This is a genomic window from Streptomyces zhihengii, assembly GCF_016919245.1.
In the GTDB taxonomy this organism is placed as follows: Bacteria; Actinomycetota; Actinomycetes; order Streptomycetales; family Streptomycetaceae; genus Streptomyces; species Streptomyces zhihengii.
The window spans coordinates 1,727,598-1,749,456 of record NZ_JAFEJA010000002.1; the positions used below are offsets into that span (position 1 = coordinate 1,727,598).

General features: G+C 69.4%; 24 protein-coding genes and 1 pseudogene. 14 read left to right on the forward strand and 11 right to left on the reverse strand.

Annotated elements, in window-relative coordinates; translation table 11 throughout:
* Window positions 1–30: 30 nt before the first annotated feature.
* From JE024_RS35070 to JE024_RS35085, 4 genes are all read right to left on the reverse strand, one after another.
* A complete protein-coding gene (locus JE024_RS35070) occupies window positions 31–420 on the reverse strand; it encodes a hypothetical protein (protein WP_205377894.1) in 390 nt (129 codons plus the stop codon).
* 190 nt (window positions 421–610) lie between these two features.
* Complete coding sequence (locus tag JE024_RS35075) at window positions 611–1,216, reverse strand: dihydrofolate reductase family protein (RefSeq protein WP_205377895.1); 606 nt, start codon at window positions 1,214–1,216, stop codon at window positions 611–613.
* A 359-nt stretch (window positions 1,217–1,575) separates the two neighbouring features.
* Window positions 1,576–1,884, reverse strand: a complete 309-nt coding sequence (locus JE024_RS35080; RefSeq protein ID WP_244883397.1) for a glycosyltransferase — start codon at window positions 1,882–1,884, stop codon at window positions 1,576–1,578.
* Between the two features lie 392 nt (window positions 1,885–2,276).
* On the reverse strand, window positions 2,277–2,477 hold the full coding sequence (locus JE024_RS35085) for a type II toxin-antitoxin system VapB family antitoxin (protein ID WP_205377897.1): 201 nt from the start codon (window positions 2,475–2,477) through the stop codon (window positions 2,277–2,279).
* Between the two features lie 423 nt (window positions 2,478–2,900).
* Between JE024_RS35085 and JE024_RS35090 the strand changes: the two genes are divergently transcribed.
* The 3 genes from JE024_RS35090 to JE024_RS35100 are packed head-to-tail and all read left to right on the forward strand — an operon-like array spanning window position 2,901 to window position 4,128.
* The gene (locus JE024_RS35090) at window positions 2,901–3,449 is read left to right on the forward strand and encodes a TetR/AcrR family transcriptional regulator (protein ID WP_205377898.1); all 549 of its coding nucleotides are present in this window, start codon (window positions 2,901–2,903) and stop codon (window positions 3,447–3,449) included.
* Window positions 3,446–3,808 carry a DMT family transporter gene (locus JE024_RS35095; RefSeq protein WP_205377899.1) on the forward strand — a complete coding sequence of 121 codons (363 nt, stop codon included), beginning with the start codon at window positions 3,446–3,448 and terminating at the stop codon, window positions 3,806–3,808. Before JE024_RS35090 ends, JE024_RS35095 begins: the two co-directional genes overlap by 4 nt.
* Window positions 3,805–4,128 (forward strand): DMT family transporter, encoded by a 324-nt coding sequence (locus JE024_RS35100; protein ID WP_205377900.1) that lies wholly within the window; start codon window positions 3,805–3,807, stop codon window positions 4,126–4,128. Before JE024_RS35095 ends, JE024_RS35100 begins: the two co-directional genes overlap by 4 nt.
* A gap of 31 nt (window positions 4,129–4,159) precedes the next feature.
* Here the strand turns inward: JE024_RS35100 and JE024_RS35105 are convergent, their stop codons facing one another.
* The gene (locus JE024_RS35105) at window positions 4,160–4,705 is read right to left on the reverse strand and encodes an AAA family ATPase (protein WP_205377901.1); all 546 of its coding nucleotides are present in this window, start codon (window positions 4,703–4,705) and stop codon (window positions 4,160–4,162) included.
* A 101-nt stretch (window positions 4,706–4,806) separates the two neighbouring features.
* Between JE024_RS35105 and JE024_RS35110 the strand changes: the two genes are divergently transcribed.
* Both JE024_RS35110 and JE024_RS35115 read left to right on the forward strand, forming a co-directional pair.
* Window positions 4,807–5,616: a transposase family protein gene (locus JE024_RS35110; RefSeq protein ID WP_205377902.1), complete on the forward strand. Its 810-nt coding sequence runs from the start codon at window positions 4,807–4,809 to the stop codon at window positions 5,614–5,616.
* 293 nt (window positions 5,617–5,909) lie between these two features.
* Entirely contained in the window at window positions 5,910–6,245 is a 336-nt protein-coding gene (locus JE024_RS35115) for a hypothetical protein (RefSeq protein ID WP_205377903.1), read from the forward strand.
* 161 nt (window positions 6,246–6,406) lie between these two features.
* On the opposite strand, the gene JE024_RS35120 is transcribed toward JE024_RS35115, so the two are convergent.
* Window positions 6,407–7,783, reverse strand: a complete 1,377-nt coding sequence (locus JE024_RS35120; RefSeq protein WP_205377879.1) for an IS1380 family transposase — start codon at window positions 7,781–7,783, stop codon at window positions 6,407–6,409.
* 407 nt (window positions 7,784–8,190) lie between these two features.
* Here JE024_RS35120 and JE024_RS35125 point away from each other — a divergent pair, with 407 nt between their 5' ends.
* From JE024_RS35125 to JE024_RS35135, 3 genes are all read left to right on the forward strand, one after another.
* Window positions 8,191–8,715 carry an AAA family ATPase gene (locus JE024_RS35125; RefSeq protein ID WP_244883633.1) on the forward strand — a complete coding sequence of 175 codons (525 nt, stop codon included), beginning with the start codon at window positions 8,191–8,193 and terminating at the stop codon, window positions 8,713–8,715.
* A gap of 457 nt (window positions 8,716–9,172) precedes the next feature.
* Entirely contained in the window at window positions 9,173–9,940 is a 768-nt protein-coding gene (locus JE024_RS35130; protein ID WP_205377904.1) for an SDR family NAD(P)-dependent oxidoreductase, read from the forward strand.
* Between the two features lie 26 nt (window positions 9,941–9,966).
* Window positions 9,967–10,338 carry a MerR family transcriptional regulator gene (locus JE024_RS35135; protein WP_205378530.1) on the forward strand — a complete coding sequence of 124 codons (372 nt, stop codon included), beginning with the start codon at window positions 9,967–9,969 and terminating at the stop codon, window positions 10,336–10,338.
* A 187-nt stretch (window positions 10,339–10,525) separates the two neighbouring features.
* On the opposite strand, the gene JE024_RS35140 is transcribed toward JE024_RS35135, so the two are convergent.
* The 3 genes from JE024_RS35140 to JE024_RS35150 form a co-directional block, all read right to left on the reverse strand.
* Complete coding sequence (locus JE024_RS35140; protein ID WP_244883399.1) at window positions 10,526–11,134, reverse strand: Fic family protein; 609 nt, start codon at window positions 11,132–11,134, stop codon at window positions 10,526–10,528.
* Window positions 11,121–11,843 carry a hypothetical protein gene (locus JE024_RS35145; RefSeq protein ID WP_205377905.1) on the reverse strand — a complete coding sequence of 241 codons (723 nt, stop codon included), beginning with the start codon at window positions 11,841–11,843 and terminating at the stop codon, window positions 11,121–11,123. The genes JE024_RS35140 and JE024_RS35145 overlap by 14 nt, the downstream gene beginning before the upstream one ends.
* 382 nt (window positions 11,844–12,225) lie before the next feature.
* Window positions 12,226–13,635 carry a hypothetical protein gene (locus JE024_RS35150; RefSeq protein WP_205377906.1) on the reverse strand — a complete coding sequence of 470 codons (1,410 nt, stop codon included), beginning with the start codon at window positions 13,633–13,635 and terminating at the stop codon, window positions 12,226–12,228.
* 326 nt (window positions 13,636–13,961) lie between these two features.
* Between JE024_RS35150 and JE024_RS35155 the strand changes: the two genes are divergently transcribed.
* From JE024_RS35155 to JE024_RS35180, 6 genes are all read left to right on the forward strand, one after another.
* Window positions 13,962–15,587: a glycoside hydrolase family 43 protein gene (locus JE024_RS35155; RefSeq protein ID WP_205377907.1), complete on the forward strand. Its 1,626-nt coding sequence runs from the start codon at window positions 13,962–13,964 to the stop codon at window positions 15,585–15,587.
* Between the two features lie 333 nt (window positions 15,588–15,920).
* Window positions 15,921–16,490 carry a cysteine hydrolase family protein gene (locus JE024_RS35160; protein WP_205378532.1) on the forward strand — a complete coding sequence of 190 codons (570 nt, stop codon included), beginning with the start codon at window positions 15,921–15,923 and terminating at the stop codon, window positions 16,488–16,490.
* A 4-nt stretch (window positions 16,491–16,494) separates the two neighbouring features.
* Window positions 16,495–17,409: an FAD-dependent oxidoreductase gene (locus tag JE024_RS35165; RefSeq protein WP_205377908.1), complete on the forward strand. Its 915-nt coding sequence runs from the start codon at window positions 16,495–16,497 to the stop codon at window positions 17,407–17,409.
* Between the two features lie 273 nt (window positions 17,410–17,682).
* A complete protein-coding gene (locus JE024_RS35170; RefSeq protein ID WP_205377909.1) occupies window positions 17,683–18,882 on the forward strand; it encodes a damage-control phosphatase ARMT1 family protein in 1,200 nt (399 codons plus the stop codon).
* 9 nt (window positions 18,883–18,891) lie between these two features.
* Entirely contained in the window at window positions 18,892–19,296 is a 405-nt protein-coding gene (locus JE024_RS35175) for an NUDIX domain-containing protein (RefSeq protein WP_244883402.1), read from the forward strand.
* Window positions 19,297–19,310: 14 nt separating this feature from the next.
* Complete coding sequence (locus JE024_RS35180; protein WP_205378534.1) at window positions 19,311–20,279, forward strand: FAD-dependent oxidoreductase; 969 nt, start codon at window positions 19,311–19,313, stop codon at window positions 20,277–20,279.
* A gap of 194 nt (window positions 20,280–20,473) precedes the next feature.
* Here the strand turns inward: JE024_RS35180 and JE024_RS35185 are convergent.
* Together JE024_RS35185 and JE024_RS35190 are read right to left on the reverse strand one after the other, a co-directional pair.
* A pseudogene (locus tag JE024_RS35185) lies at window positions 20,474–20,664 on the reverse strand (integrase core domain-containing protein); the annotation flags it as partial.
* A gap of 29 nt (window positions 20,665–20,693) precedes the next feature.
* Window positions 20,694–21,776 carry an IS110 family RNA-guided transposase gene (locus tag JE024_RS35190; RefSeq protein WP_205377910.1) on the reverse strand — a complete coding sequence of 361 codons (1,083 nt, stop codon included), beginning with the start codon at window positions 21,774–21,776 and terminating at the stop codon, window positions 20,694–20,696.
* Window positions 21,777–21,859: the final 83 nt, after the last annotated feature.

The following is a 21,859-nucleotide window of genomic DNA, read 5'->3' on the forward strand; positions in this document are numbered from 1 at the left end:
CGCTCCGACCCCGGCACCTGTGCCCGAATCTCAAACGGACGTCCGGCGAGCGGCTCTGGTTGACAGGAAGCCAGGGCTCCTTTCCTGCGATCGGACAGCGGTGTGCACCCGCTGAATGCCGGGGATGCCCATCTCGACGAGGACCCCGTCGCGCAGCATCCACAGGCCGAACACGTCGTCGTCCTCGTCGTGCAGCATGACCTGCACACAGGCGGGCTCGTTCCACGGGAGCGACTCCAGGTCCCTGAGCACACCCCGGCGCTCCTGCCACCTCTCGAACTCGACGTACCAGCCCCCGACGAACCAGGGAACCCGCACGAAGCAGCCGCGCCAGGTACGGGCCTCGTCCGGCCGCGTCAGCGGCTCCATCACCTCGTCCTCGTACCGCGCCAACACGATGACCTGCGCCATTCTGCTCATGCCCGGTATGCCACACCGTGCCGGGTACCGAAGGCAATCGAATGGGGCCGGGCGATGCCCGCGCTGATGGGCGGCGCGGGCCGACCGGTGATGGCCCGGCGGCCCGCCGGTCTCCATCAGGCCGGAGGCCATCTCAGGGTGTTCCTGCCGCAGTCGGACCGGCTGACCGCCGCCGTCCGCCAGGAAGTTGTCACGCAGGTGCGCCGAGCGGCGGGTGGTCGAGCACGCGGGGCTTGTATTCGACGAGCTGGGTGCGGCCGTCGAAGGTGCGGTGCTCGATCATCTCCAGGGCGACGTCCGGATAGCCGTCGTAGATGCGTTCTGCACCGGTGGCCCCGGTGATCACCGGGAACATCACGACCCGGAAGCGGTCGACGAGTCCGGCTCGCAGCAGGGACCGGCCCAGGCTGAGGCTGCCGATCGTGCTGAGGAGCCCCGAGCCACTCGCCTTCATGGCGCGGACGGCCTCGACGGCGTCGTCGCGGACGAGCGTGGTGTTGGCCCAGGTCAACGGCTCCTCGAGAGAGGAGGAGAACACGACCTTGGAAGCCCTCGTGAGCTCGTCGACGGACGCCTCCTCTTCGGGCCTGAACTCGTCCTGGCCGGTCGGGACCTCGCCTGCGGCGAAGCCCGACATCAGGCGGTAGGTGTTCGCTCCCATCAGGTAGGTGACCTCGGGCTGCTCGCCGAGCCACGCGAGGTACTCCGGGCCCTCCAGGCCCCAGAACCCGGGCCATCCTTCTCCTGACGCGTAGCCGTCGAGGGAGGTGATGAAGTCGACGAGAAGCTCTGACATGGCGGTGTCCTTTCCTTGGTGTCACAAGCTTGGACCGGCCGGGAGCCGCGAACTCATCGGCCGCGGTGGAGAAGGTGAATCGGCTCGGGCCGACCGCAACGCTCAGCCGGTCGGGGGAGCCGCTCGGGAGCGATCCGCGAGCTTCCCGTCCCCTACACGGCCGCGCACAAGCAGTTGGTCCCCACCGAGCCCACAGTGCCCGCCCCGCGCTCGGGGGCCGGGGCCGGCGAGCAGCGCCGGCACCGGCGGCCCCGGCGGCCCCGGAGCGGCCCGTCCCGCCGTCCCCGCGGTGGCCGCACCCGCTGTGGCGGGGGACCAGGAGGCGAACGGGCTCGGCCCCGGAGCCGCGCGCGGGTGTGTCAGATCTGGACGACGGCCTCGGCGCGCATCCAGCCGCGGCCGTCGGCTGCCGCGTCGGTGGCGACCAGGACGTAGCCGTACTCGTTGTAGCTGGCGCCCTCGCAGGTCGAGGCGCCGACGATGTCACCGGCGTGCTTGGTCTTGACGACCACGCTGTTCGGGTTCGGGTTCTCGTACACACCGGCGGTCGGCCACAGGACCTTGTACTGGCATCCGGACGCGGCGTACGCGCTGGCCGCGGGGCCGACGACGAGCACACCGGCGCAGCTGAGCGCGGCGGCCAGGACGACGGTGGTGAGACGGTTCATGCGCATGAGTGGTGACGCCCTTCAGGATCCGACGATCTGTCAGCGCACACAATTGCAGTACCGTCGCCGGATTGTCGCCCGCCCGCACACGTCTTCACCGGCTTGCCACCGGGACAGTGACCCCACATCCTCGGCGTTGTCCCCGAAGTGTGCAGGGCTCTGCGGGTACTTCATCGATGACCTCGACCGTGAGGGCGGCAGATGCCGTTCCTGGCTCCGGCTGCACTCGTTCTTCTCGGTACGGGGCTTGCCGGGACAGGCTCAGGCCACCGCAGCTGGGGCGGCGCCGGAGGCCTGTGCTGCAGAGCGCGGATTCTGCTCCCGGCGTTGCCGCGCCGTCGCTGTCCGAGCCGGGGAACGGCTGTCCCGCTGCCGGCATGGCGTATCGAAGGTCAGCCTTGCGGGTCCTGCGGTTTGACCTCGACTTCGCGCAGTTTCCGGTCAGTGAGCTCGACGCGCGCTTCGGTGCGATGACCGCGAGCGATGTAGTCACGCACGACCACCTCGATGGCGTCCTGCGGCGACGCGACGCCGGCCAGGACCATCACCTCCACCACCAACTCGGCATCGAGACTGATATTGACCTTGGCCACGGCCCTCTCCTCGTCGGCCCCACTCCGCAACGAATCGCTCCAGAACCTACCTCCATCAGCAACGCCTGCGCACGGTGATCCGCGCTTCGACCTCCTCGCGGCCCTCGATGTCAGGGGGCCACGTCGTGCCGGCGGTGTGGGTACGGAGCCGGCCACCTGCGTATGCGTCAGGTCCCGCAGCCTTCCGCGACCGGTGGTCGCGGTCTTCCTGCCCGACACCGGGGGGCGAGGGCGAGGTGATGCCCTTGGTGAACGGGCCTGGCCTTCACCGGCTCTGACAGCCACTGCGGCTGCTGCCTTCTGCCGCGGCGGCGACCTCGACCGGACCCGGGTGCCGTGATCCGCCCAATGCCGTGCGGTCCGGTCAGGGCTGCCGCGGCGCACGGCCTATCAACTTTACCTTCCGGTTGGTAAAGTAGAGTCATGGCAAGAAACGTGAAGCGCCTGATCCTGGACGGCGCGCTGGAGCTTCTCCGCATCGAGGGCGGCGGGTCGATCACCCTGGACGCGGCGGCCAAGCAGGCCGGGCTCACCAAGCCCGGGCTGATGTACCACTTTCCGACCAAGGAAGCCCTGATGCTCGCCGTGGTCGACCATGTCGCGGACCGATGGGTGCAGCTGCTGCGCGACCGGCTGAGCAGGCCGCTGGAGACCGCGTCACCGCACCAGCGCATCCGCGCCTACGTCGAGGTCGCACTCGATGCCCCGTTCGACCGGGCGGACTTCGCGATCTGCGCCGACGCCCACTACCGCACCGCGCTGACCGACACCTGGGTGCGCCGCATCGAGCCCTGGATCACCCTGCCCGACACCCTGCCGGACACGGAGCGAGCCCGGCTCACCGCCGCCCGGCTCCTCGCCGACGGCTACTGCACGGCCGCCGCCACCAGCGTCTTCCCCGTGCCCGACCGCGACCGCCTCCAACTCCTGGCCGTGACCGAAGACCTCCTGAAAGACGAGACTTCCCGATGAAGAAGTGGCTGCTCCTCGTGGCGGCGATCCTGCTCGAAGTCACCGCCACCCTCTCGCTGCGCGGAGCGCTCGACCACCCGGCGCTCTACCTCGTCGTCGCAGCCGGCTACATCGGCGCCTTCACCGTGCTGTCCCTGGTGCTGCGCGCGGGCCTGCCCCTCGGCGTCGCCTACGGCATCTGGGGCGCCTCCGGTGTCGCGCTCACCGCCGTCCTCGCCACCTTCATCTTCGGCGACCCGCTCACCGCGCTCATGGGCGTCGGCATCGCGCTGGTCATCGCCGGAGTGCTGTGCGTCGAACTCGGCACGCAGGCCGCGCACGCCCGTCAGAACCAGGACACGCAAGGAGCGGCCTCGTGACCTGGATTCTCCTCATCGGCGCCATCCTGACCGAGGTCGCCGCCACCCTGTGCCTGCGGATGGCCTCCCACGGCGGCGGCACCAAGTGGCTCGCCGGCACCGTTGCCGGATACCTGGCCGCGTTCGGCTGCCTCACCCTGGCCCTCGACGGCGGCCTGGCCCTCGGCGTCGCCTACGGAATCTGGGCCGCCAGCGGCGTCGCCCTGACCGCTGTCGCCTCCCGCATCCTGTTCCACGAACCCCTGACCAAGGTCATGGGCGCAGGCATCGGTCTCATCGCCGTCGGAGTCCTCTGCATCGAACTCGGCGCCACCCACTGAGGTTTTCTCAGCGACCTTCTGATGGGATCTCTCAGCCGACGATGCGAGCCGTGGCGAGGTCGGCGAGGATCTGCTCCACGGTTTGGTGGGGTGTCTGGTTCGACGTGTCCAGCCAGAGTCCGCGGAGCGGGGTGTCCCGGCGTAGTGCGTCGTCCAAAATGTCGACCGTCCAGGGGCCGCCGTAGCCGTTCTTGTGGCGGCCGGCCTCACGCGCTGCGACTGCTTCGGGGCGGGGGGCAAGGACGACCAGATACAGGGGCCTCGCCTTCACGGCGTCAAGGTAGGCATCCAGGTGCTCGCCGAGAACGACGTCTTGGACGACGACGGTCCATCCCGCCTGCGCGTACAGGTCTGCGACCGCGGCGGATGCCTGGTAGCGCAGTCGCAGCTGAGCCCTTCCCTCGGCGGTCGGCTGGGGCGTGAACTCCTCGCGACCGGACACAATCATCCGCCGGAAGCTGTCGCCGCGCAGGTGCACGGAGCGTGGGAGCCGCTCGGCCAGCAACTGGGCGACGGTGGACTTCCCTGAGGCCATGACTCCAGTAACGAGCACGACTGCGGAACTGAGCTCCTGCACTGTTGGCCCCCGTCGTGGTGCACCTGAGTCGGAACTGCCGTGAAATCCCTGGTAGGACAGGTCTCACCACAAGATCATGTTCGTAACCAAGAGGCTTCACGTTGGTCACCTATGTTGCCACGCTCGATGTCCCCCGCCAGGTCGTGGACTACCTCGCCCGCCTACTGGCCGCGCACCGCCGCCTAATCGGCACTCCGCGCGGCTCGCGGGCGCTCGGGCCGTTCCGGCAGGCCGTGCTGGTGTTGCGCTGGTTCCGGGAGCGTGGCTGCGTGCACTGCCTGGCGCGAGACGCCGGGATCTCGCAGGCCACTGGCTACCGCTACCTGCACGAGGGCATCGACGTCCTTGCCGACCAGGCCCCCGACCTGCACGACGTCCTGACACGCTGCCAGGAGGAAGGAATGACGCACGTGATCCTGGATGGCACCCTGATCGAGTCGGACCGCGTCTCCGGGGAGCGCGAGAACGGCAACGACCTGTGGTTCAGCCAGAAGCACAAGGCGTTCGGCGCCAACGTGCAGTTTCTGTCCGCCCCGGACGGCACTCCGCTGTGGGTATCCGAGGTTGAGCCCGGATCGACGCCTGACATCACTGCGGCCCGGATCCACGTCCTGCCCGCGCTCTACAAGGCGGCTGCCCAGGGCCTGCCGACCCTGGCAGATAAGGGCTACATCGGGGCGGGCATCGGCATTCGTGTCCCGGTCCGCCGCCCGACAGGCCGCTCCGAGCAAGCCCTCCACATCGACATCCGGATGACGAACGCCCTGATCAGGTACGTCCGAGCCCTGGGGGAACGTGCCGCCGCCGAGCTCAAGGAACGCTGGCGCGCGCTCAAGCGCATCACACTCAGCCCCTGCCGCATCGGCGACATCACCCGCTCCGCACTCGTCCTCAACCAGCGCTGGAAGTGATCTTCATAGAGAAAACCTCACTGACCCGGCATTCCCCGTCAGGGCATGAACCCTCCGGGCGTTCCAGCTCGGTGTGTTGTTATAAATGATCCACCCCTTCGCCGGTGTAGGTGATTCAGCCACTCCAGGGGTGTTGCAGGGGGCGGCAGTACCCCTGGCTGGACAGGACTGCCAGGTCGAGCCACGGAGGGCCGCTTCATTTTCGCAGGATGTGAGGGTTCCCGAGGGGCGACCACGGCCACGCTCCAGGAGTTGGTCTGGGGCGGTATATGCGACGCTTTGGAGTGGTGCTGGTGAGCGAAAATCAGGGGTACCTAGAGGAACTGAACTATCTGGTGGACTACGCCAGGATGAGTCCGGTCTATTTCTTCCTGGTACGCGATTCCGCGGAATGCCTCGCTGGTGACTCGGCAAAAGAGTCCGAGATTCGTCAAGAAACCCTGCGATTGATCTCCGGAATGCTGGATCAAGGGATTCAGGTCGGGGACATGGGCAGCGCGGAAGGCGAAGATCTTCTTCCGTGGGGAATTTCCAAGGAGGAGACACTTCGGCGAGTGGCGGACGAGATGCGACGCCTAGAAGATCCACAGCGTTTCATCGGTATCTGCTGGTTCGGTACAGCTGACTAACCTCGATCTTTCGTGACGGTCCGTGGGTTTCTTCGGCGGGCCGTTTCGGTTGTTCGGGCTGGTGGTGGTCAGGCTGATGGCCCGGCTGTCGCGTCGGGTGGGCGCCGGGTTCCACGGCTCCGGCGGGGGTGGTGCTGCTCGCAGGGACGGGAACACGCTGGTCAGCCGGGGTTCGGGAGGGCTTCGAGTCGTGCCAGGGCGTCGGTGATCATGTGGGTCCAGGGCCAGTGGCGGGCGAACCGCAGGTGCCGGCGGCGGGCGGTGGTGACCAGCTGGGCGGCGGCGGAGAAGAGGCGGAGCCTCAGGCGGCGGGGTTCCCACCTGCGGGTTTCGCCGGTCAGGGCGAGCATGGGCATCCAGGCGAGGAGGTCGAGGGCGATCTGGACGATCTCCAGCCAGATCTGGTTCTGCTTGGTGTCGTGCAGGGGCAGGTTGCGCAGGCCGGTGGCGCGAGCGGCACGGATGCGGTCCTCCGCCCGGGCTCGCCGGCGGTGCCGCAGTTCGAGTGCGGCGATCGGGATGCCGGTGGTGTTGGTGGCGAACGCGGTGAGCCGCAGGCCGTCGGCGTCGGTGATCCGCAACTGGGCGCCGGGGTGAGGCCGTTCCTTCCGCACGATCAGCCGCATTCCCTTCGGCCAGCCCTTCAGGCAGTCGCCGGACAGTTCGGCGACCCAGGCCCCGTCCCGGATCTCGCCGCCGGGCTCGGTCGCCGCCGTCCAGGCCGAGGCGGGGGCCTTGAGGACGGCCTGGTGAATCTGCTCGGTGATGGTCATGCCGACCGAGTACGACAGCCACCGGCCGCGTTGGGCGAGCCAGGCGACGAACTCGTGGGTGCCGCCTCCTGAGTCGGTACGGATCAGCGTCCGGCGTCCGCGCCGGTACTTCTTCGGCAGCTGGGCCAGGGCGAGTTGGGTGGTGGTGATGTGGTCGGCGGCGGTGTTGCTGCCTGCGTTGCCGGGCCTGAGCAGGCCGGCCACCGGCTCCCCGCTGCCACTGCTTCCGTGGTCGACGAACCCCATCAGGGGGTGGTGTCCGAAGGTCTTCTTCCAGGTCGCGGTGGCGTCCTGCTTCTCGGAGTGGGCCAGAACGAGGACCCCGTCCAGGTCCACGATCACCTGCCCGCCCGCGTCAGGAGCCGCGGTTTTGGCCAGGCTCCAGACGCGCTCGCGGGCTTCGGCCCGCGCGGCCCGTATCGCGGACAGGGCCTTCGGCCCGGCGGCGGCGAGGGTGTCGACGAGCCGGGAGACGGTCGGGTCGGACGCCACCGGCCCGAACACGGCCGGCTCGGCCCGCAGCATCCCGACATCCGCGAGGCAGTCCCCGCCCAGGGCGACCGCGAGTGCCACGTCCAGCAGGATCTTCCCTGGATCGTGCACTGCCCGTGAACGTCGCCACGGCGTCAGTGCCGTCGATATCGCCTGGTCCAGCCCGGCCTTGCGGGCGGTCTCGACCAGCAGCACGGCCCCGGCCTGGGACACCACTCCGCGACCACCGCCCTCGATGCGGACGCGTGGATAGGACCCGATACGCTTCTTCACCTGGGAAGTGCCTCCGGCATGGCAGGAACAAGGACCTCGACAATCCTCATTCTTGCTGGTCAGAGGCACTTCTCGTTTACCTGACCGCCCGTCGGACAGCCCGCTTCATGAAAGCGCGAGGCTAAAGGGCTTTCCCGATATCGCCGTGCAAGAAAGGTGCCACTACGGTCGGCTCTTCACGCCGTGAGCGGGTAGTAGCCCGACCAACACGGCTACGGCCTCAACAGCGTTCGGCGTGACGAGTACGAGTACGGGGTCGGGCTTCCGGAAGAGAAGGCCACTCCAGACCCGGAAGAAGGGGCGGCCCTCCGGCCCATCGGTGTCGAAGGAGATGGACCCGGCCAGCTCGTGCACGTCGCTCGGTGCGCCGGACATCTGACGGGAACGCCGCTATCGTGCCGTGCGTGGTGGGTACCGAGGAGACGCGTCTGATCGTGGTCCGGGGGAACAGCGCCTTGGGCAAGTCGTCCGTCGCGGGTCGCCTGCGCGAGAGGTTCGGCCGCAACCTCGCGATCGTCGGGCAGGACAACCTGCGACGGACCGTGCTACGCGAACACGACCGGCCGGGCGCCGCGAACATCGGCCTGATCGACCTCACCGCGCGCTACGCCCTGGACAACGGCTTCCACGTCGTCATCGAGGGCATCCTGTACGCCGATCACTACGGCAGCATGCTCCAGGACCTCGTGCGCACCCACCGCGGCGTCTCCCGCTGCTACTACCTCGATGTGCCCTTCAGGGAGACGGTGCGCCGACACGCGACAAAGCCCGATGCCGAGTACCTCCAGCACGTCACCGAGGAGCACCTGCGCGACTGGTACCGCGAGGGGGACCTGTTGCCCGACGCCCTCGAGACCGTCATCGGCACCACCAGCGCCCTGGACGATCCTTCGGGAGAGCGGCCTGGACCGGTGCTGCCGACCGATCGCTGATGCCTGCGACGTCGTCGGCCGAGCCGGCCTTTGAGCCTGCTCGAGCTCGCCCAGCAGGACTTCCGAGACCTGCTCGTGGGCACCGGCTTCGCCGACGCGGACTGGCGCGAGCGCTTGGACGCCGCGTTCGCCCTGGGACAGTCGGCGAGTAGAGGCGCGGACGCTGCCGGTGAGGCGCCTGCCAACACCGCGCACGACATAGACCCCGTGCACCACGCCACCGCACTCGGCCGCGTCGACTCGTCGTCCCGTCGTCCCGATGTCCCGACGTTCCGGCGATGCGTCGCCGGTGAACGATGGCGCCGAACAGCGCGATACACCAAGGGTGCCGCGTCCGAGGCACAAGGGCCGGGACGTGCTGCCTGTCCGTTCCCGTATCACCACGCCGCGAACGCTCCCGGCTTGGTAACCGCTGATCATGGCTGCTTGACCTTGCCGCTGGCGGCAGGGTTGCACGATGACCGGCATGAACAGGACCGCACCGCAGAGCAGCAGGGTTGTCGCCGTCACCGGAGCAGGTACTGGCATCGGCCGGTCAACCGCCCGGGCCTTTGCCGTGGAGGGAGCCCTCGTGGTCGCGATCGGCCGGCGAGCCGGGCTTCTCGAGGAGACCGCTGCCGGGTACGACCGGATCGTGCCGTTGGCTGCCGACATCACCGCCGAGGGCGAGCCCGATCGGATCATCCGCGCCGTGCTCGACTCCCACGGCCGGCTGGACGTGCTGGTCAACAACGCCGGCATTGTGCGCAGCGGCGCCCTGGGCACGCTGACGCCGGAGACGATCGCGGTGCAGCTTGCCACCAATCTCGTCGCCCCGATCCTGTTGGCCCAGGCCGCGCTGCCACTCCTGGAGAAGGCGGGCGGGGTGATCGTCAATATCAGTACCTCGGTGGGGCAGCGGGCCTGGCCCGGCAGCTCGGTCTATGCGGCGACCAAGACCGCTCTGGAACTGCTGACCCGTAGCTGGGCGGTCGAGCTGGCGCCCCGCGGGATCCGGGTGGTGGCGGTCGCCCCCGGCGCGATCGACACCCCCATTGGTGACCATCAGGGCCTGACGCCGGAGCGGATGGCCGCGGTACGGGAGTGGCAGATGGCGCACACACCGCTGGGCCGGATCGGCCGCCCCGAGGAGGTGGCCTGGGCCGTCAGCCTGCTTGCCTCGCCGGCCGCGTCGTTCGTCACCGGCGCGGTGTTCCCCGTCGACGGCGGGGCGGTCGTGGCGTGATAGGAGTGGCCTCGGAGGTGGGACGGGTGCGGATAGGCGAGCTGGCCAGGGTGACGGGGGCATCCGCCCGTGCGCTGCGGCACTACGAGCAGGCCGGGCTGATCTCCTCCGGACGGGCCCCCAACGGCTACCGCATCTACGACGAACACGTGGCGGTGCGCGTACGCAACATCCGCTACTTGCTGACGGCCGGGCTCACCCTGGACGACGTGCGCGTGTTCCTGCCGTGTCTGGACGGCGATGTGGCCGCCGCGCCGCCCTCGGACAAAGGACTGCGGGTCGCACGGGAACGCCTCGCGGTCCTCAACGAACGGATTGCCTCCCAGACCGAGGCCCGCGACCGGCTGGAAGCAGCACTCCGGAGGAAGAGCGGTGCCGGACCCCGCACAGTGACCTGACCGGTCGGTCTCGCTGCCGAGCAGGTCCGGGGCCGGACCCACCGCATGATGACCCCACGAGTTGGCTGACCGGCTTCTTCGAACCGGTCGGACGGGTCGGTGCGGCCCCGGGCGGTTCGATCCGGTGCGCTGGCGACATGGGTGGTCGGGGTTGTTGAACCACCAGGGGTGCACCCCCACGAACGCTTCAGAGCCGGCGGCGGTTGAGTACCCCGATCAGAGTGGCAAGATCGGCGGCGCCGGCGGGATCGTCCGCGTAGCGGGTGGTCTGGAGAGGGCCGATCTCAGGAAGGGCGATGTCCTCCCGCGCCAGGACATGGACCAAGGTCAGCAGTGCGGCGCGGGCATTGCCATCGGTGAAGGGGTGGAAGAACGCCACATCGAGGTAGGCGCGGGCCGCGCGTGCCGCTGGAGGGAGGTCCGGGTCGGTCGCTTCGCGCAGGCAGCAGTCGAAATCAGACTGCGTGTGAGAGGTGAGACCGTAGCGCTCGCGGCCGGCCTTCGCATAGGCGTCGCCCACGCGGAACGGTGTCTCTGTTGCAGCGAGGACTTCGCGCTGCCAGCGGGCCAGGAGTGCGAAGTTCAGCGGGCTCCGGCGTACGGCATCCTCTCGGGCCAGGGTGTGTGCGGCGAGCAGACGCTCCGCGCGCATCGGGTCGCGCCGGCGCACCGGTCCCTCACACCAGGACGGGAACCCGTCGCGGCCGGCCGGGACCCGTTTCAGGGCCGGTGCACGGTGCCAGTCGACCTCGCGGCGCACGCGCAGCCAAGCCGAAAGGCTGTCAGTAGCGGTCATGCAACTCCTCCAGCGCCGCCCTCTCACGGTGGTCCTGGTACGGGGCGCGGCCGGTGAGGCCGATGGCCAGGTCCTCGCCGACGGATTCGATCAGCGTCCGCTCCGGAAAGACCCAGCTCCTGAACCGGCCGCCGATCGCGCTCTCCACCGCTCGCGCGGCTTCGGCCCGGTCCATGCCGGTGCTGGTCAGAAACCAGCCCAGGACGAGCGATGCCTGCCCGTACCAGCCTCCCTCCGCACCCGAGTCCAGGGTGTGGGTCACGAGCCGGACGCAGGCCCGCTCCAGGTGCCAACTGCGATCCTCGGGTGCGGCGTCCGGCGGCGGCGCCAGTTCGGCGAAGCGCTGGGCCGTTCGCTCCAACCACTCCCGCCACTCCAGCAGGGCGGCCACGACCCGTTCCGCGGTCGCGTCGGGGGCCGTCACCGAGGTCGGCCCGCCGGCCCAGTTGCCGATGGGCCCACCGTCGCGGTAGCTCCAGTTCCATCCCCAGGTCCAGGTGCCGTATCGCTCCCGGATGACCGCGTCCACCTGGCTCTCACACCAGTGTTCTCCCTGCCACCAGCCGGCCATGTCGGAGAGCACGGGCGGTACCCACTCGCGGACCAGCGAGCGGAGGCGTTCCTCCTCGTCCTCGTCCCAGGCGAACGTGTGGCGGGCAGGGTCGGAGTCATCCCAGTCCCGGATGTCCTCGTGATTGAGGCGAGGCACACGGTTCTCGGGGAGAGGCAAGGAGTCACGGTTGTACGTCAGGGCCGGCCACTCTTTCCGTTCGATGTGATCGACCCACCAGTCTCGGCTCAATGCCCCCGGGACAGCGAAGGGTTTTCCGGACCGCGCCGGCTTGCCCGTCATCCTCGGCCTCGCCCAGGTCTCCCCGTACCTGACCGAGCACCGGGCACATCCAGCGGTTCGGGGAGTACTCCACCGTGGACCTGCGGGCCGGCACGGGCGCGGTGCGCGATGCCGAGAGGGCCGAGCGACCGGTGCTGGTGGTCGCCCACAGAAACTCACGCAAGGCCCGCTGCGCCCCAACCGCGAGACCGCCATCGCCGCAGCCGTCCTCACCCCGGAGCCTCAACACCGGCCATGCTCAGTGTGCCGACAGGCCGAGGCGTTCCCTGGCGTTCCTCAGGTCGGCGGTGAGCGCGTCGCTCATCGGATCCCCGGCTCGGTCCAGTGTGTCGACGAGAGCGGCCGCTGCGGTCAAGGCGGTCTCCTCGGCCTCGCGCAGGGGCACGGTCGCGGTGGAGTCGCCGGTGTTCATGGTGGCCCAGCGGTGGGCGGCATCGCAGAGGAGCAGTGCCTCCCAGAGGACGCGCAGTGCCGCGGGAAGGCGGTCGGATGCGATCAGCTGGTGGCCGATCCGGGCGAGCGAAGTGGCCTGACGTGGCACAGCGTTGACCACGTTCATCCGGCCGGTGGCCGAGAACCTGGCTCCGTCCCCGCCGCAGAGGGCAAGTCGCAGCGTCCGGATCTCCAGCGGATCCAGGGCGCCGGCCCGCGCGCCGCCTGCGAGCCTCGTGGATTCCGTCCGCTCCGCTTCCAGCAGTGCCTCCCGCAGACTCGGCGCCAGCACCGACGCGAACTCCCGCTCCATCTCCGCGATCCGATCATGCGACCCACGGGCGGCCATGGCCAGATGTCCGGCCGCCTCCGCGTCCCGCCCGGCCTCTCGCAGGTGGACACCGATCCGGGCATGAGCCCCGGAACTCCCGGCCCGGCCGAGTTCTGCGGCCTCCAGAATCACGCCGTCCACGGCCAGCGCCGCGTCCCACCGCCCACGCGCCGCCTCCAGCATGGAGACGACCGGGGCGGCAAAACCGATCGCGTACGTGAGCACCTCAGGGCCGACCCCGCCCATCTCCTGGTATCGCGCGAGGGACGCCTGGCCGCATTCCAGGGCCAGTTCATGGTCCCCTGCCCGCAGTTGGATCCCCGCGCCGACCGCGAGGATCCGGGCCGCGTCCCCGGACCGGTCCGAGAGCGGAGTGAAGGCTCCCGCCCGCATGTACCCACCGATCGCCATATCCAGATCACTGAGGGCACTGAAGGGACGGTCCCACTCGGCATAGGCCCGGGCCCTTCGCAGCCGGACATCGGCCGTCAGCAGGACCGCCGGAACGGGACCCGTCTCCTGCCGGTCCCCCCGCAGCTCACCCTCCTTCCGGGCGACGAGCTGCTCCGCCTCCATCCGCTGGTACAGCTTCTCGGCCTGGTCCAGGGCTGCGACCGCACCGGCCACGTCCCCGACATCGGTCCTGGCCCGTCCCATGGCGTAGAGCAGTCCCGCTCTGGCCTGGGGAACCTCGGGCAGGTCCGGGGAGGCGGCGTCCAAACGGTCCAGGGCGTGCTGCGCCCGCGCGAACTCGGCGAGCGCCCGTGCCGGCTCCTGACTCTGCTCGGCGGCGAGCCCTCGTTCGTAGGCCGTCCGGTACTCCTGGATCGCCTGCTCGGTACGATCCCGGTCCTGAGAGGCTCCGCGCCGCCGAAATATCCTCATCTTCCTTATATTCCCCTTGAGTTGACTACATCCAACCGTCCGGTGAAACGTCGGTATCCTGTCACGGCGTCTCCACCGGACGCCCGCGTTCACTTCGAACGGGTCTGTCACGACGGCGCCTCGGCTCGCGCGAGTGTCGGATCAGAGGAGCGGCGAGGCGGCGGTCCAGCCGCTCGCGTCCGTCGGGTGCCGCGATGTCGGGGGGCTCGGCGAGAGCGAGGGTCCAACTTACGGGCGGTCCGTGCGTTGCGCGCAAGGTTGTTCGACATTACCGTCATGGCTCGGTCCGGGGTGGTCACCGAGGTACGAAGGGGTTCAGGCGGCGTATGCGGCAGCGCAGCGTGCAGGTCATTCGGAATCCTGTCCTGGCCGGTTCGCATCCGGACCCGTCCGCGCTGCGGGTGGGTGACTGCTTCTATCTGGCGACCTCGACGTTCGAGTGGTACCCCGCCGTGCGGCTGCACCAGTCTCGTGACCTGGTGCGGTGGCGGCCGCTGGGTGGTGCTCTGGACGCCGCACGGCTCCTGGATCTCACCGGGTGCCCCGATTCCGGCGGGGTGTGGGCACCGAACCTCACCTTCACGGACGGCCTGTTCCACCTGGTCTTCAGCAACGTCTCCACCTATGCGGGAGGCTTCACCGACAGCCCCAACTACCTCACCACGGCCCCGGGGATCGAGGGTCCCTGGTCCGATCCGGTGCCGTTGCATGCACGTGGTTTCGACGCGTCCCTCTTCCACGACGGTCCCGACAGCTGGCTGCTGAACCTGGTCCACGACTGGCGGCCGGGACACGGCGGCTCGGCCGGCCTGGAAGCGACCCGCTACGACCGGTCCGCGCGCCGCCTGGTCGGGGATCCCGTGACTGTCGTGCTGCCGCCGCAGGCCGGCTGGATCGAGGGGCCCAACCTGTATCGGATCGGCGGCTGGTACTACCTGCTGACCGCCGACGGCGGCACCGGTTACGACCACCAGGTCACCGTGGCCCGCTCCCGTACTCTCACCGGCCCCTACGAACGTGACCCGCACGGGCCGTTGGTCACCGCCCGTCATCGTCCGGACCTGCCGCTGCAGAAGGCCGGGCACGGCAGTCTCGTCGAGACCGGCGACGGCGCGTGGTTCCTCGCCTACCTCGTGGCCCGACCCGAGGGCCGCCATGGCCCCTGTGTCCTGGGCCGCGAGACCGCGCTGGCGTCCGTCACCTGGACCGCCGACGGGTGGCCGCGTGTCCCGGACAGCCTGCCCGCACTCGACGTCGCGGCCCCTGACCTGGGCCCCGGCGACGACGCGACCGGTGCCGAGAGCGACGACGCCGACGAGGCCGACGGCTTCGAGCAGCCTGTGCTCGGGCCTCAATGGTCCACCCTGCGGCGTCCCGCGACGGACGACTGGGCCTCCCTCTCTGCGCGCCCGTCCCATCTGCGCTTGCACGGCGGCCGCTCGCCGCAGAGCCTGACCGGCCCCAGTCTGGTGGCCCGCCGGCTGACGGCGGCGCACGGCGCGTTCGAGGCGACCATGGAGTACCGGCCGCGGTCCTTCCAGCACCTGGCCGGCATCACCGCGTACTACAACACGCGCAACTGGTACTTCCTGCACGTCACCGCGGACGACGATAAGCATGCCGTGCTGCGTGTGGCCGGCTGCGACCGGGGCGTACTGAGCGTGGACGAGGCCGGGGGAGTACCACTGGGTGACGTGCGCCGTCTGTCCCTCGGCTTCGACCTGAGTGGACCCGTGCTGCGTTTTCGCTACGCCGTCGACGGCGACTGGTGTCCGATCGGCGTGCCCCTTGACGCCACGGTCCTGTCGGATGAGCACGCGGAGGAGTTCGAGCACGGGCAGATCAGGTCTCTCGGTTTCACCGGCGCGTTCGCCGGGATGTGGGCCTGGGATCTCACCGGTGGCGGCCTGCCTGCCGACTTCGACGAGGCGTCCTGGCGCGCGGCCTGTTGACATCCCGCTGACGTCGCGAGGACGTGTTCAGCCGCTCGGCGGGGCTGGTCGGAGGGCGACGACCGGCGATCGGGCGGGACGCGTCGACGCTGTGGGGCAGGGGGCACCGAGCAGGGCGAGGTCCGGAACCCGGATGCTGCCGATTCGTCCCGAGGCGCACAGAGCATGGTCCCGCCGCGCACAGAGCATGGCCGAACGGTGGCGCCCTACTCACAGCACGTCCTGATGCGGGAGGCCATCATGAAGACCAGCGGACTGGCGAACGGCTGCGCGCCGCACAAGACGCTCTGCGCGAGAGCGTCGGCTGAGAACACGGGGCAGGGGAGACAGCGGATGGACATCGGCAGCGCCGCGTTGGTCGTGATCGACATGCAGAACGGCTTCGTGAACCACCATAGCCGCCACGCCGTGCTCGCGGTCTCCGACCTGGTCGCCCAGTGGTCCGCCGCGGGCCGACCTGTGATCTTCACCCGGTACTTCAACTATCCGGACAGCCCCTACGAGCGCTTCTTCCAGTGGCGCCGACTCCAGGAAGCGCCCGAGACCGACATCGTCCCCGAGCTCGTCGAGGCCGCCGCCCACGCACACGCGGTCGTCGACAAGACCGGTTACACCCTCCTCACCCCGGAGGCCGCCGATCTGATCCGCCAGGCCGGCTGGACCGACCTCGTCTTCTGCGGGATCGCCACCGAGAGCTGCGTCCTGAAATCCGCTGCCGACGCCTTCGAGCACGGCTACGCACCCTGGATCGTCACCGACGCCTCCGCGAGCGACGCCGGCCCCGAGGTGCATGACGCCGGGCTTCTCGTCGCCCGCCGCCTGATCGGAACCGGCCAACTCGTCACCAGCGACCACGTGATCGGCCAACTCACCGCGTACGCCGGAGCCCCGGTGCTGGAATAGCCCCATGGCCGACACGCTGTACGACACCGACCTGATCATCATCGGCGGCGGCCCGGCTGGCTGCGCCGCCGCTCGCATGGCCGCTAGCGTCGGCATGCGCTCGATCCTCGTCGAGCCGGACCGGCTGTGCCGCAACCTCTACCGGATCCCGGCCTTGAACAACTCCCTCGGCGGCCACACCAGCGGCCCCGAGCTCGCTGACTCCATCGTCGAGGAGCTGAAGAACACTGAGCTGTGCCGCCTCGAACTCGGCCGACACGTCACCGAGCTCCACGCCGACGACGACCGGGTGACCATCACGGTGGACACCGGCACCCGTCTCACCGCCCCGTACGCCATCGTCGCCACCGGCGTCGGCCCGCTCCAGCCCCGCGACGTCCTCTGGATCACCGCCCCGGACGGCCTGACCCTGTCCCCGCTCTGGCAGGCCGAGGCGGACGAGGCCGAGGGCAGCACCCTCCTTGTCCTCGGCGGCGACCGCCCGATCGGCACCTTCCTGCGCGCCCACCCGAGCACCGACACTCGCCTGTTTGTGGCGTACCCGGCGGCGGATGAATACAAGATTGAGGAGATCCGCGAGGACCCCCGGGTCACGCTCCTTCCCGTGGAGCACCTGACGCTCCGGACCGGAAAAGGCATCGCGGTGTCGGCGGAAGCGGTGGGGTGGAACGGCGAACGGCAGGCGATCACGGCGGATGCAGCCCACCTCAGCATCGGCAACGCCCCGACCGCCCCGTCCGGCGACCTGACTCGCGGTCTGGACGGATACTGCCCGCCGACCGACCAGCACCCCCGCGTCATTGTGGCCGGCGACCTCCGCTCGGCCCGCTTCCAGCGGATCATGACCGCCTTGGGCTCCGGAAGCGAGGCCGCACTGCACGCCTACTACGCGGCCAGGGAACTTCTCGCCAAGGGCTGAGACCACGTTGGCGGGATGCGACGACGATGGCACTCAGAGGGGAAGCTCCGCGATCAGTGAGACTGGGGTGGCGATCGGGTCGGGAACCGGAAGTATCGAGGTACGGCATCTGGGGACGGACCGGTTCACTTCCCGCCTCAGCGGCAGATCGAAGGTCCGGGTGGATGGACGTCTCACTCCGGCGACCGGTGAGGTGCTGGTAGGCAGCGCTGCTGGCGTTGTGACCCGCGGGGACCATGGACATGTGAGCGAGACCCGAAGGGCTTGGACGCCATGACAGAGAAGACCTCCCGCAGCTCGAACGATGCGAATGGAGCACCGGTCATCCTGAGTAACGAGCCCGGCTCGTTCGCCTGGGGCGTGCTGGCCAAGCGCCACCCCGCCCTCATTCAGCAAGTGCGGGACGCCTTCCCGTACGGCCGTGAGCAGCACGAGGCCCTCGACGCCCTGCTGGACGAGATCACCAACGGCGTCATCGAGCCGCTCGCCCCTGGAGAGCACGACCGTGAACGCTGGGCGGACTGGGGACAGGAGCACTTCGGACGCTCCTGGTACGACGCCCCGTTCCTGTGGGCGGAGAGCTACTTCTACCGCAGGCTCCTCGGCGCGGTCGGGTACTTCGGCAGCGGGCCATGGCAGGGAGTCGATCCGTTCGCGCCGTTCAAACGGGCCGAGCTGCGCGGTGAGGCCGTGGAGGAGGAACTACGGGCCCTGGACGCGCTCGCGAGCGCTCCGGCGGACGAGCGGGCTGCTGCCCTGCTCCACGCGTCGCTCTGGGGCAACCGGGCGGACCTCGGCTTCCGCGTCTCGGCGGGGGAGCCGGCAGCCGGTGACGCCGCTGCCTCCGCGCTGGTGGCTGACGACAGCGCCTTGTTGTGGCAGCTGCTGCCCGTCGGGGGCTCCTCGACCGTCGCCGTGGTGGCGGACAATGCGGGGCGCGAGCTGATCCCGGACCTGATCCTCATCGACCACCTCCTCGAACAGCGGCATGCCGAACAGGTCGTGCTCCACCTCAAGCCGTACCCCTACTACGTCTCCGACGCGATGACGGTCGACGTCGTCGACTGCCTCCGCCGCCTCACCGACGCACCCGGCCAAGCCAGTGCGATCGGAGGCCGGCTGTGGAAGGCCATGGCAGCAGGAAGCCTGGAGGTCCGCACCCACCCGTTCTTCTGCGCTCCGCTGCCATACGAGGAGATGCCCGAGGACCTCCGCGGCGAGGTCGAGAGCGCCACGCTCACCATTTTTAAGGGCGACCTCAACTATCGACGCCTGGTGGGCGACCAGCTGTGGGACGCCACAGCGTCTTTCGCCGATCTCACCGCGTACTTCCCGGGGGCCGTCGCAGCGCTCCGGACCCTGAAGTCCGACGTCATCGTCGGTTTGGAGCAGGAAGCGCTGGACGGGCTCGAACGGTCCGGATCTGCCTGGCGAACGAGTGGAACGCACGCGCTGGTCCAGGTGCGACGGTAGGGGATCTTCGTGACGGTCGAGACCCAGAGAGCGGTCGCCGCTGCCGTCGTCGTGCGGGGCGAGCGAGTCCTGCTCGTGCGGCGACGTGTGGCGGAAGGGGCGCTCTCGTGGCAGTTCCCGGCAGGGAAGATCGAATTCGAGGAGACTCCCGGGGAAGCCGCAGCACGTGAGACCGAGGAAGAGACCGGGCTCCTGGTGGTGCCCCAGACTGTGCTGGGACAACGGGTGCACCCCATGACAGGCCGGGAGATCCACTACATCGCATGCCGCCCCGTCGGCGGCCAGGCGGTCGTGGCGAGTGCTGATGAGGTGGCCGGCCTGGCCTGGGCCACGCATGGCGAGCTTTCACAGTACGTGCCGCATGGGCTGTTCGGGCCGGTGCAGAACTACCTCGATGAGGCTCTGCTCTCGTGAATTCCGTCGCGTTCTTGAAGCGCGAGGTGCGCGTTGTCGTTGTCGGGGCTGGAGTGGCAGGGCTCACCACCGCTGTCGTCCTGGCCGAGGCCGGAGCCTTGGTGCACGTGATCGCCGAGCAGGTGCCGGGCGTCACCTCGCTGGCGGCCGGGGCGATGTGGGGACCGTACCTGGTCGAGCCGAAGGACAAGGGCGACCAGTGGGGGCAGAGGTCCCTGGAGATCTTCCGCAGATTGGCGGAGGACCCGTCCACGGGCGTCCGGCTCACCAGCGGCATCGAGGCGTCCCGCGCGGCCGAGGCACCACCGGAGTGGGCCACCACCCTGCCCGGCTTCCGGCCGTGCGAGCCGGCCGAACTGCCGGTCGGGTTGTCGGCCGGCTACCGGTTCACGGTGCCGCTGATCGACATGCCCACCTACCTCGCCTACCTTCTGCGCCGGCTCGACGCCGCTGGAGGAACGGTCGACCGGCGGCGCCTGGTCTCGCTCGCGGACGCTGGCCCCGCTGCCTTGATCGTCAACTGCACGGGCCTGGGTGCCCAGGAACTGGTCCCGGACCATGACCTCTGGCCCATCCGCGGCCAGCACGTCGTCGTCACCAACCCGGGGCTGACCGAGTTCTTCTCCGAGGACACCGGCCTCTCACAAGACCTGCTGTGCTTCTACCCCCACGGCGACGCCGTTGTCCTGGGCGGCACCGCCATCGACGGCGAAGGCAGCCTTGCCCCCGACGAGAAGGCGGCAGCCGGAATCCTCGCTCGCTGTGTCGAGGCCGAACCCCGTCTCGCCAAGGCCCGTGTCCTGGAGCACCGGCTCGGCGCCCGGCCGACCCGGGCCATGGTGCGCGTGGAGGCGGAGCGGGCTGAGGACGGCACCGTGGTGGTGCACAATTACGGGCACGGAGGCGCCGGCGTCACGCTCTCGTGGGGCTGCGCTGAAGAGGCTGCGAGCCTCCTGGCCGCCGACAGGGCAGACAGGTCCTGAAGGACCAGCCGGAGATGCCTTCCCGGAGGTCCGCCTCACTGGCATTACGGGCGACAGCCACCAGCTGATCGGTGCCCTGGGCGGGTGCCTCTGACACGAACGGCAGCCGCGGATGATCCCGGCTGCCGTTCGTGTTGTGCGAGGTTCCCAGGCCAGCCTGCTGTCGGGTCGACCGGTGCTACGGGCTCAGGTGCCTAGGTGTATTGCCCGGTGAGGTTGGGGACGCGGCTGGCGGGTGGTTTGCCTGCGAGCGCGGTGTGTCCGCGGTGGTGATTGTAGGAGTGGAGCCAGCCGGGGAAGGCGTCGCGTCGTTCCTGTTCTGAACGGTAGGGGCGGGCGTAGGCCCATTCGTCGAGCAGGTGCGGTTGAGGCGTTCGACCTTGCCGATGCTCCTATAGCTGTCAAGGAGGGTTATCAGGCTGCGGTTGCCAGGTCTCGTTGGGATGGCGGATGGACCGGGATGCGGGGGACGAGCAGGCGGTAGATCTCACGGGCGATGTGCCGTTTCAGACAGCGGATGATCTCGGACTTTGTCTTGCCTTCGGCTGTCCTGCGAGCGACGTAGGCGCGCGTGCGTGGCTCCCAGGCCATGCGGGTGACCGTGATCATGTAGAGGGCGTGGTTGGCTTGCCGGTCGCCTCCGCGGTTGAGGCGGTGGCGGCTGGTCTTGCCTGAAGAGGCGGGGATGGGAGCGACTCCGCAGAGGTGCGCGAAGGCCGACTCGGACCGGAGGCGTTCGGGGTTGTCGCCGACGGCGATGAGTAGCGCTGCGACAGTCCCGGCGCCGAGCCCCTTGACGGCCAAGAGCTCGGCTGCTGCCTGGCCGACGAGCCTGTGCAGGTGGCGATCGAGCTCTGAGGTCTCGTCGCTGAGCTGTTGATACCGAAGAGCGATGGACTTCATCGCCAGCTTGGTGACCGCGGTCAGCGTGTCCGGTTCCGCTCCAGCCCGCCAGCGTGTGACGGTGCGGATCAGCTCCGACCGGTGCAGCCCTCGGATGCGCTCGCGGAGAGTGTCGGGAGCCGTCACGATCAGGGACTTGAGCTGGTTGACGGCCTGAGTGCGGGCTTTCATTGCGCTGCGGCGGGCGACCCTGAGGGTGCGGATCATCTCGACGGCACCATCGCCGGTCTTCGGTATGGCCGTAGCGACGCCGGCCTGCACCGCTCGTGCGGCGGCTTCGGCGTCGACTGCGTCGGACTTCCCGCGGCGCCGTCGTGTCTGGCGGTCGGGTCGGTTGACCTCGACGACTCGATGGCCCCTCTGCCGCATCCACCGCGACAGGCCGGCGCCGTAACACCCGGTGCCCTCCAGGCCCACCTGCTCGATGATGCCCATGTTCGCCGCCCAGGACTCCAAGGAGGCATATCCCTCTGGCGTCGCAGGAACGGTCAGCGTGCCCAGCCGGCGGCCGAGCTGGTCGAGAGCGGCAGCGACATGGACGTCGGCGTGGGTGTCGACTCCGAGTGTCACGCTGGTGATGGAACTGCTAAGCACCTGTCCTCCTGGCGGTCCATGTGACTGGAGCCGCACCGACGGAGCACCGGGGACACAACTGCGATGAGGCGTGGGAGCCAGGC

What these genes read in the sequence shown, in the direction of transcription:
- JE024_RS35070 (WP_205377894.1), bottom strand. Translation starts at nt 420, where the DNA reads ATGAGCAGAATGGCGCAGGTCATCGTGTTGGCGCGGTACGAGGACGAG.
- JE024_RS35075 (WP_205377895.1), bottom strand. Translation starts at nt 1,216, where the DNA reads ATGTCAGAGCTTCTCGTCGACTTCATCACCTCCCTCGACGGCTACGCG.
- JE024_RS35080 (WP_244883397.1), bottom strand. Translation starts at nt 1,884, where the DNA reads ATGAACCGTCTCACCACCGTCGTCCTGGCCGCCGCGCTCAGCTGCGCC.
- JE024_RS35090 (WP_205377898.1), top strand. Translation starts at nt 2,901, where the DNA reads ATGGCAAGAAACGTGAAGCGCCTGATCCTGGACGGCGCGCTGGAGCTT.
- JE024_RS35095 (WP_205377899.1), top strand. Translation starts at nt 3,446, where the DNA reads ATGAAGAAGTGGCTGCTCCTCGTGGCGGCGATCCTGCTCGAAGTCACC.
- JE024_RS35130 (WP_205377904.1), top strand. Translation starts at nt 9,173, where the DNA reads ATGACCGGCATGAACAGGACCGCACCGCAGAGCAGCAGGGTTGTCGCC.
- JE024_RS35140 (WP_244883399.1), bottom strand. Translation starts at nt 11,134, where the DNA reads ATGACCGCTACTGACAGCCTTTCGGCTTGGCTGCGCGTGCGCCGCGAG.
- JE024_RS35150 (WP_205377906.1), bottom strand. Translation starts at nt 13,635, where the DNA reads ATGAGGATATTTCGGCGGCGCGGAGCCTCTCAGGACCGGGATCGTACC.
- JE024_RS35155 (WP_205377907.1), top strand. Translation starts at nt 13,962, where the DNA reads ATGCGGCAGCGCAGCGTGCAGGTCATTCGGAATCCTGTCCTGGCCGGT.
- JE024_RS35160 (WP_205378532.1), top strand. Translation starts at nt 15,921, where the DNA reads ATGGACATCGGCAGCGCCGCGTTGGTCGTGATCGACATGCAGAACGGC.
- JE024_RS35165 (WP_205377908.1), top strand. Translation starts at nt 16,495, where the DNA reads ATGGCCGACACGCTGTACGACACCGACCTGATCATCATCGGCGGCGGC.
- JE024_RS35170 (WP_205377909.1), top strand. Translation starts at nt 17,683, where the DNA reads ATGACAGAGAAGACCTCCCGCAGCTCGAACGATGCGAATGGAGCACCG.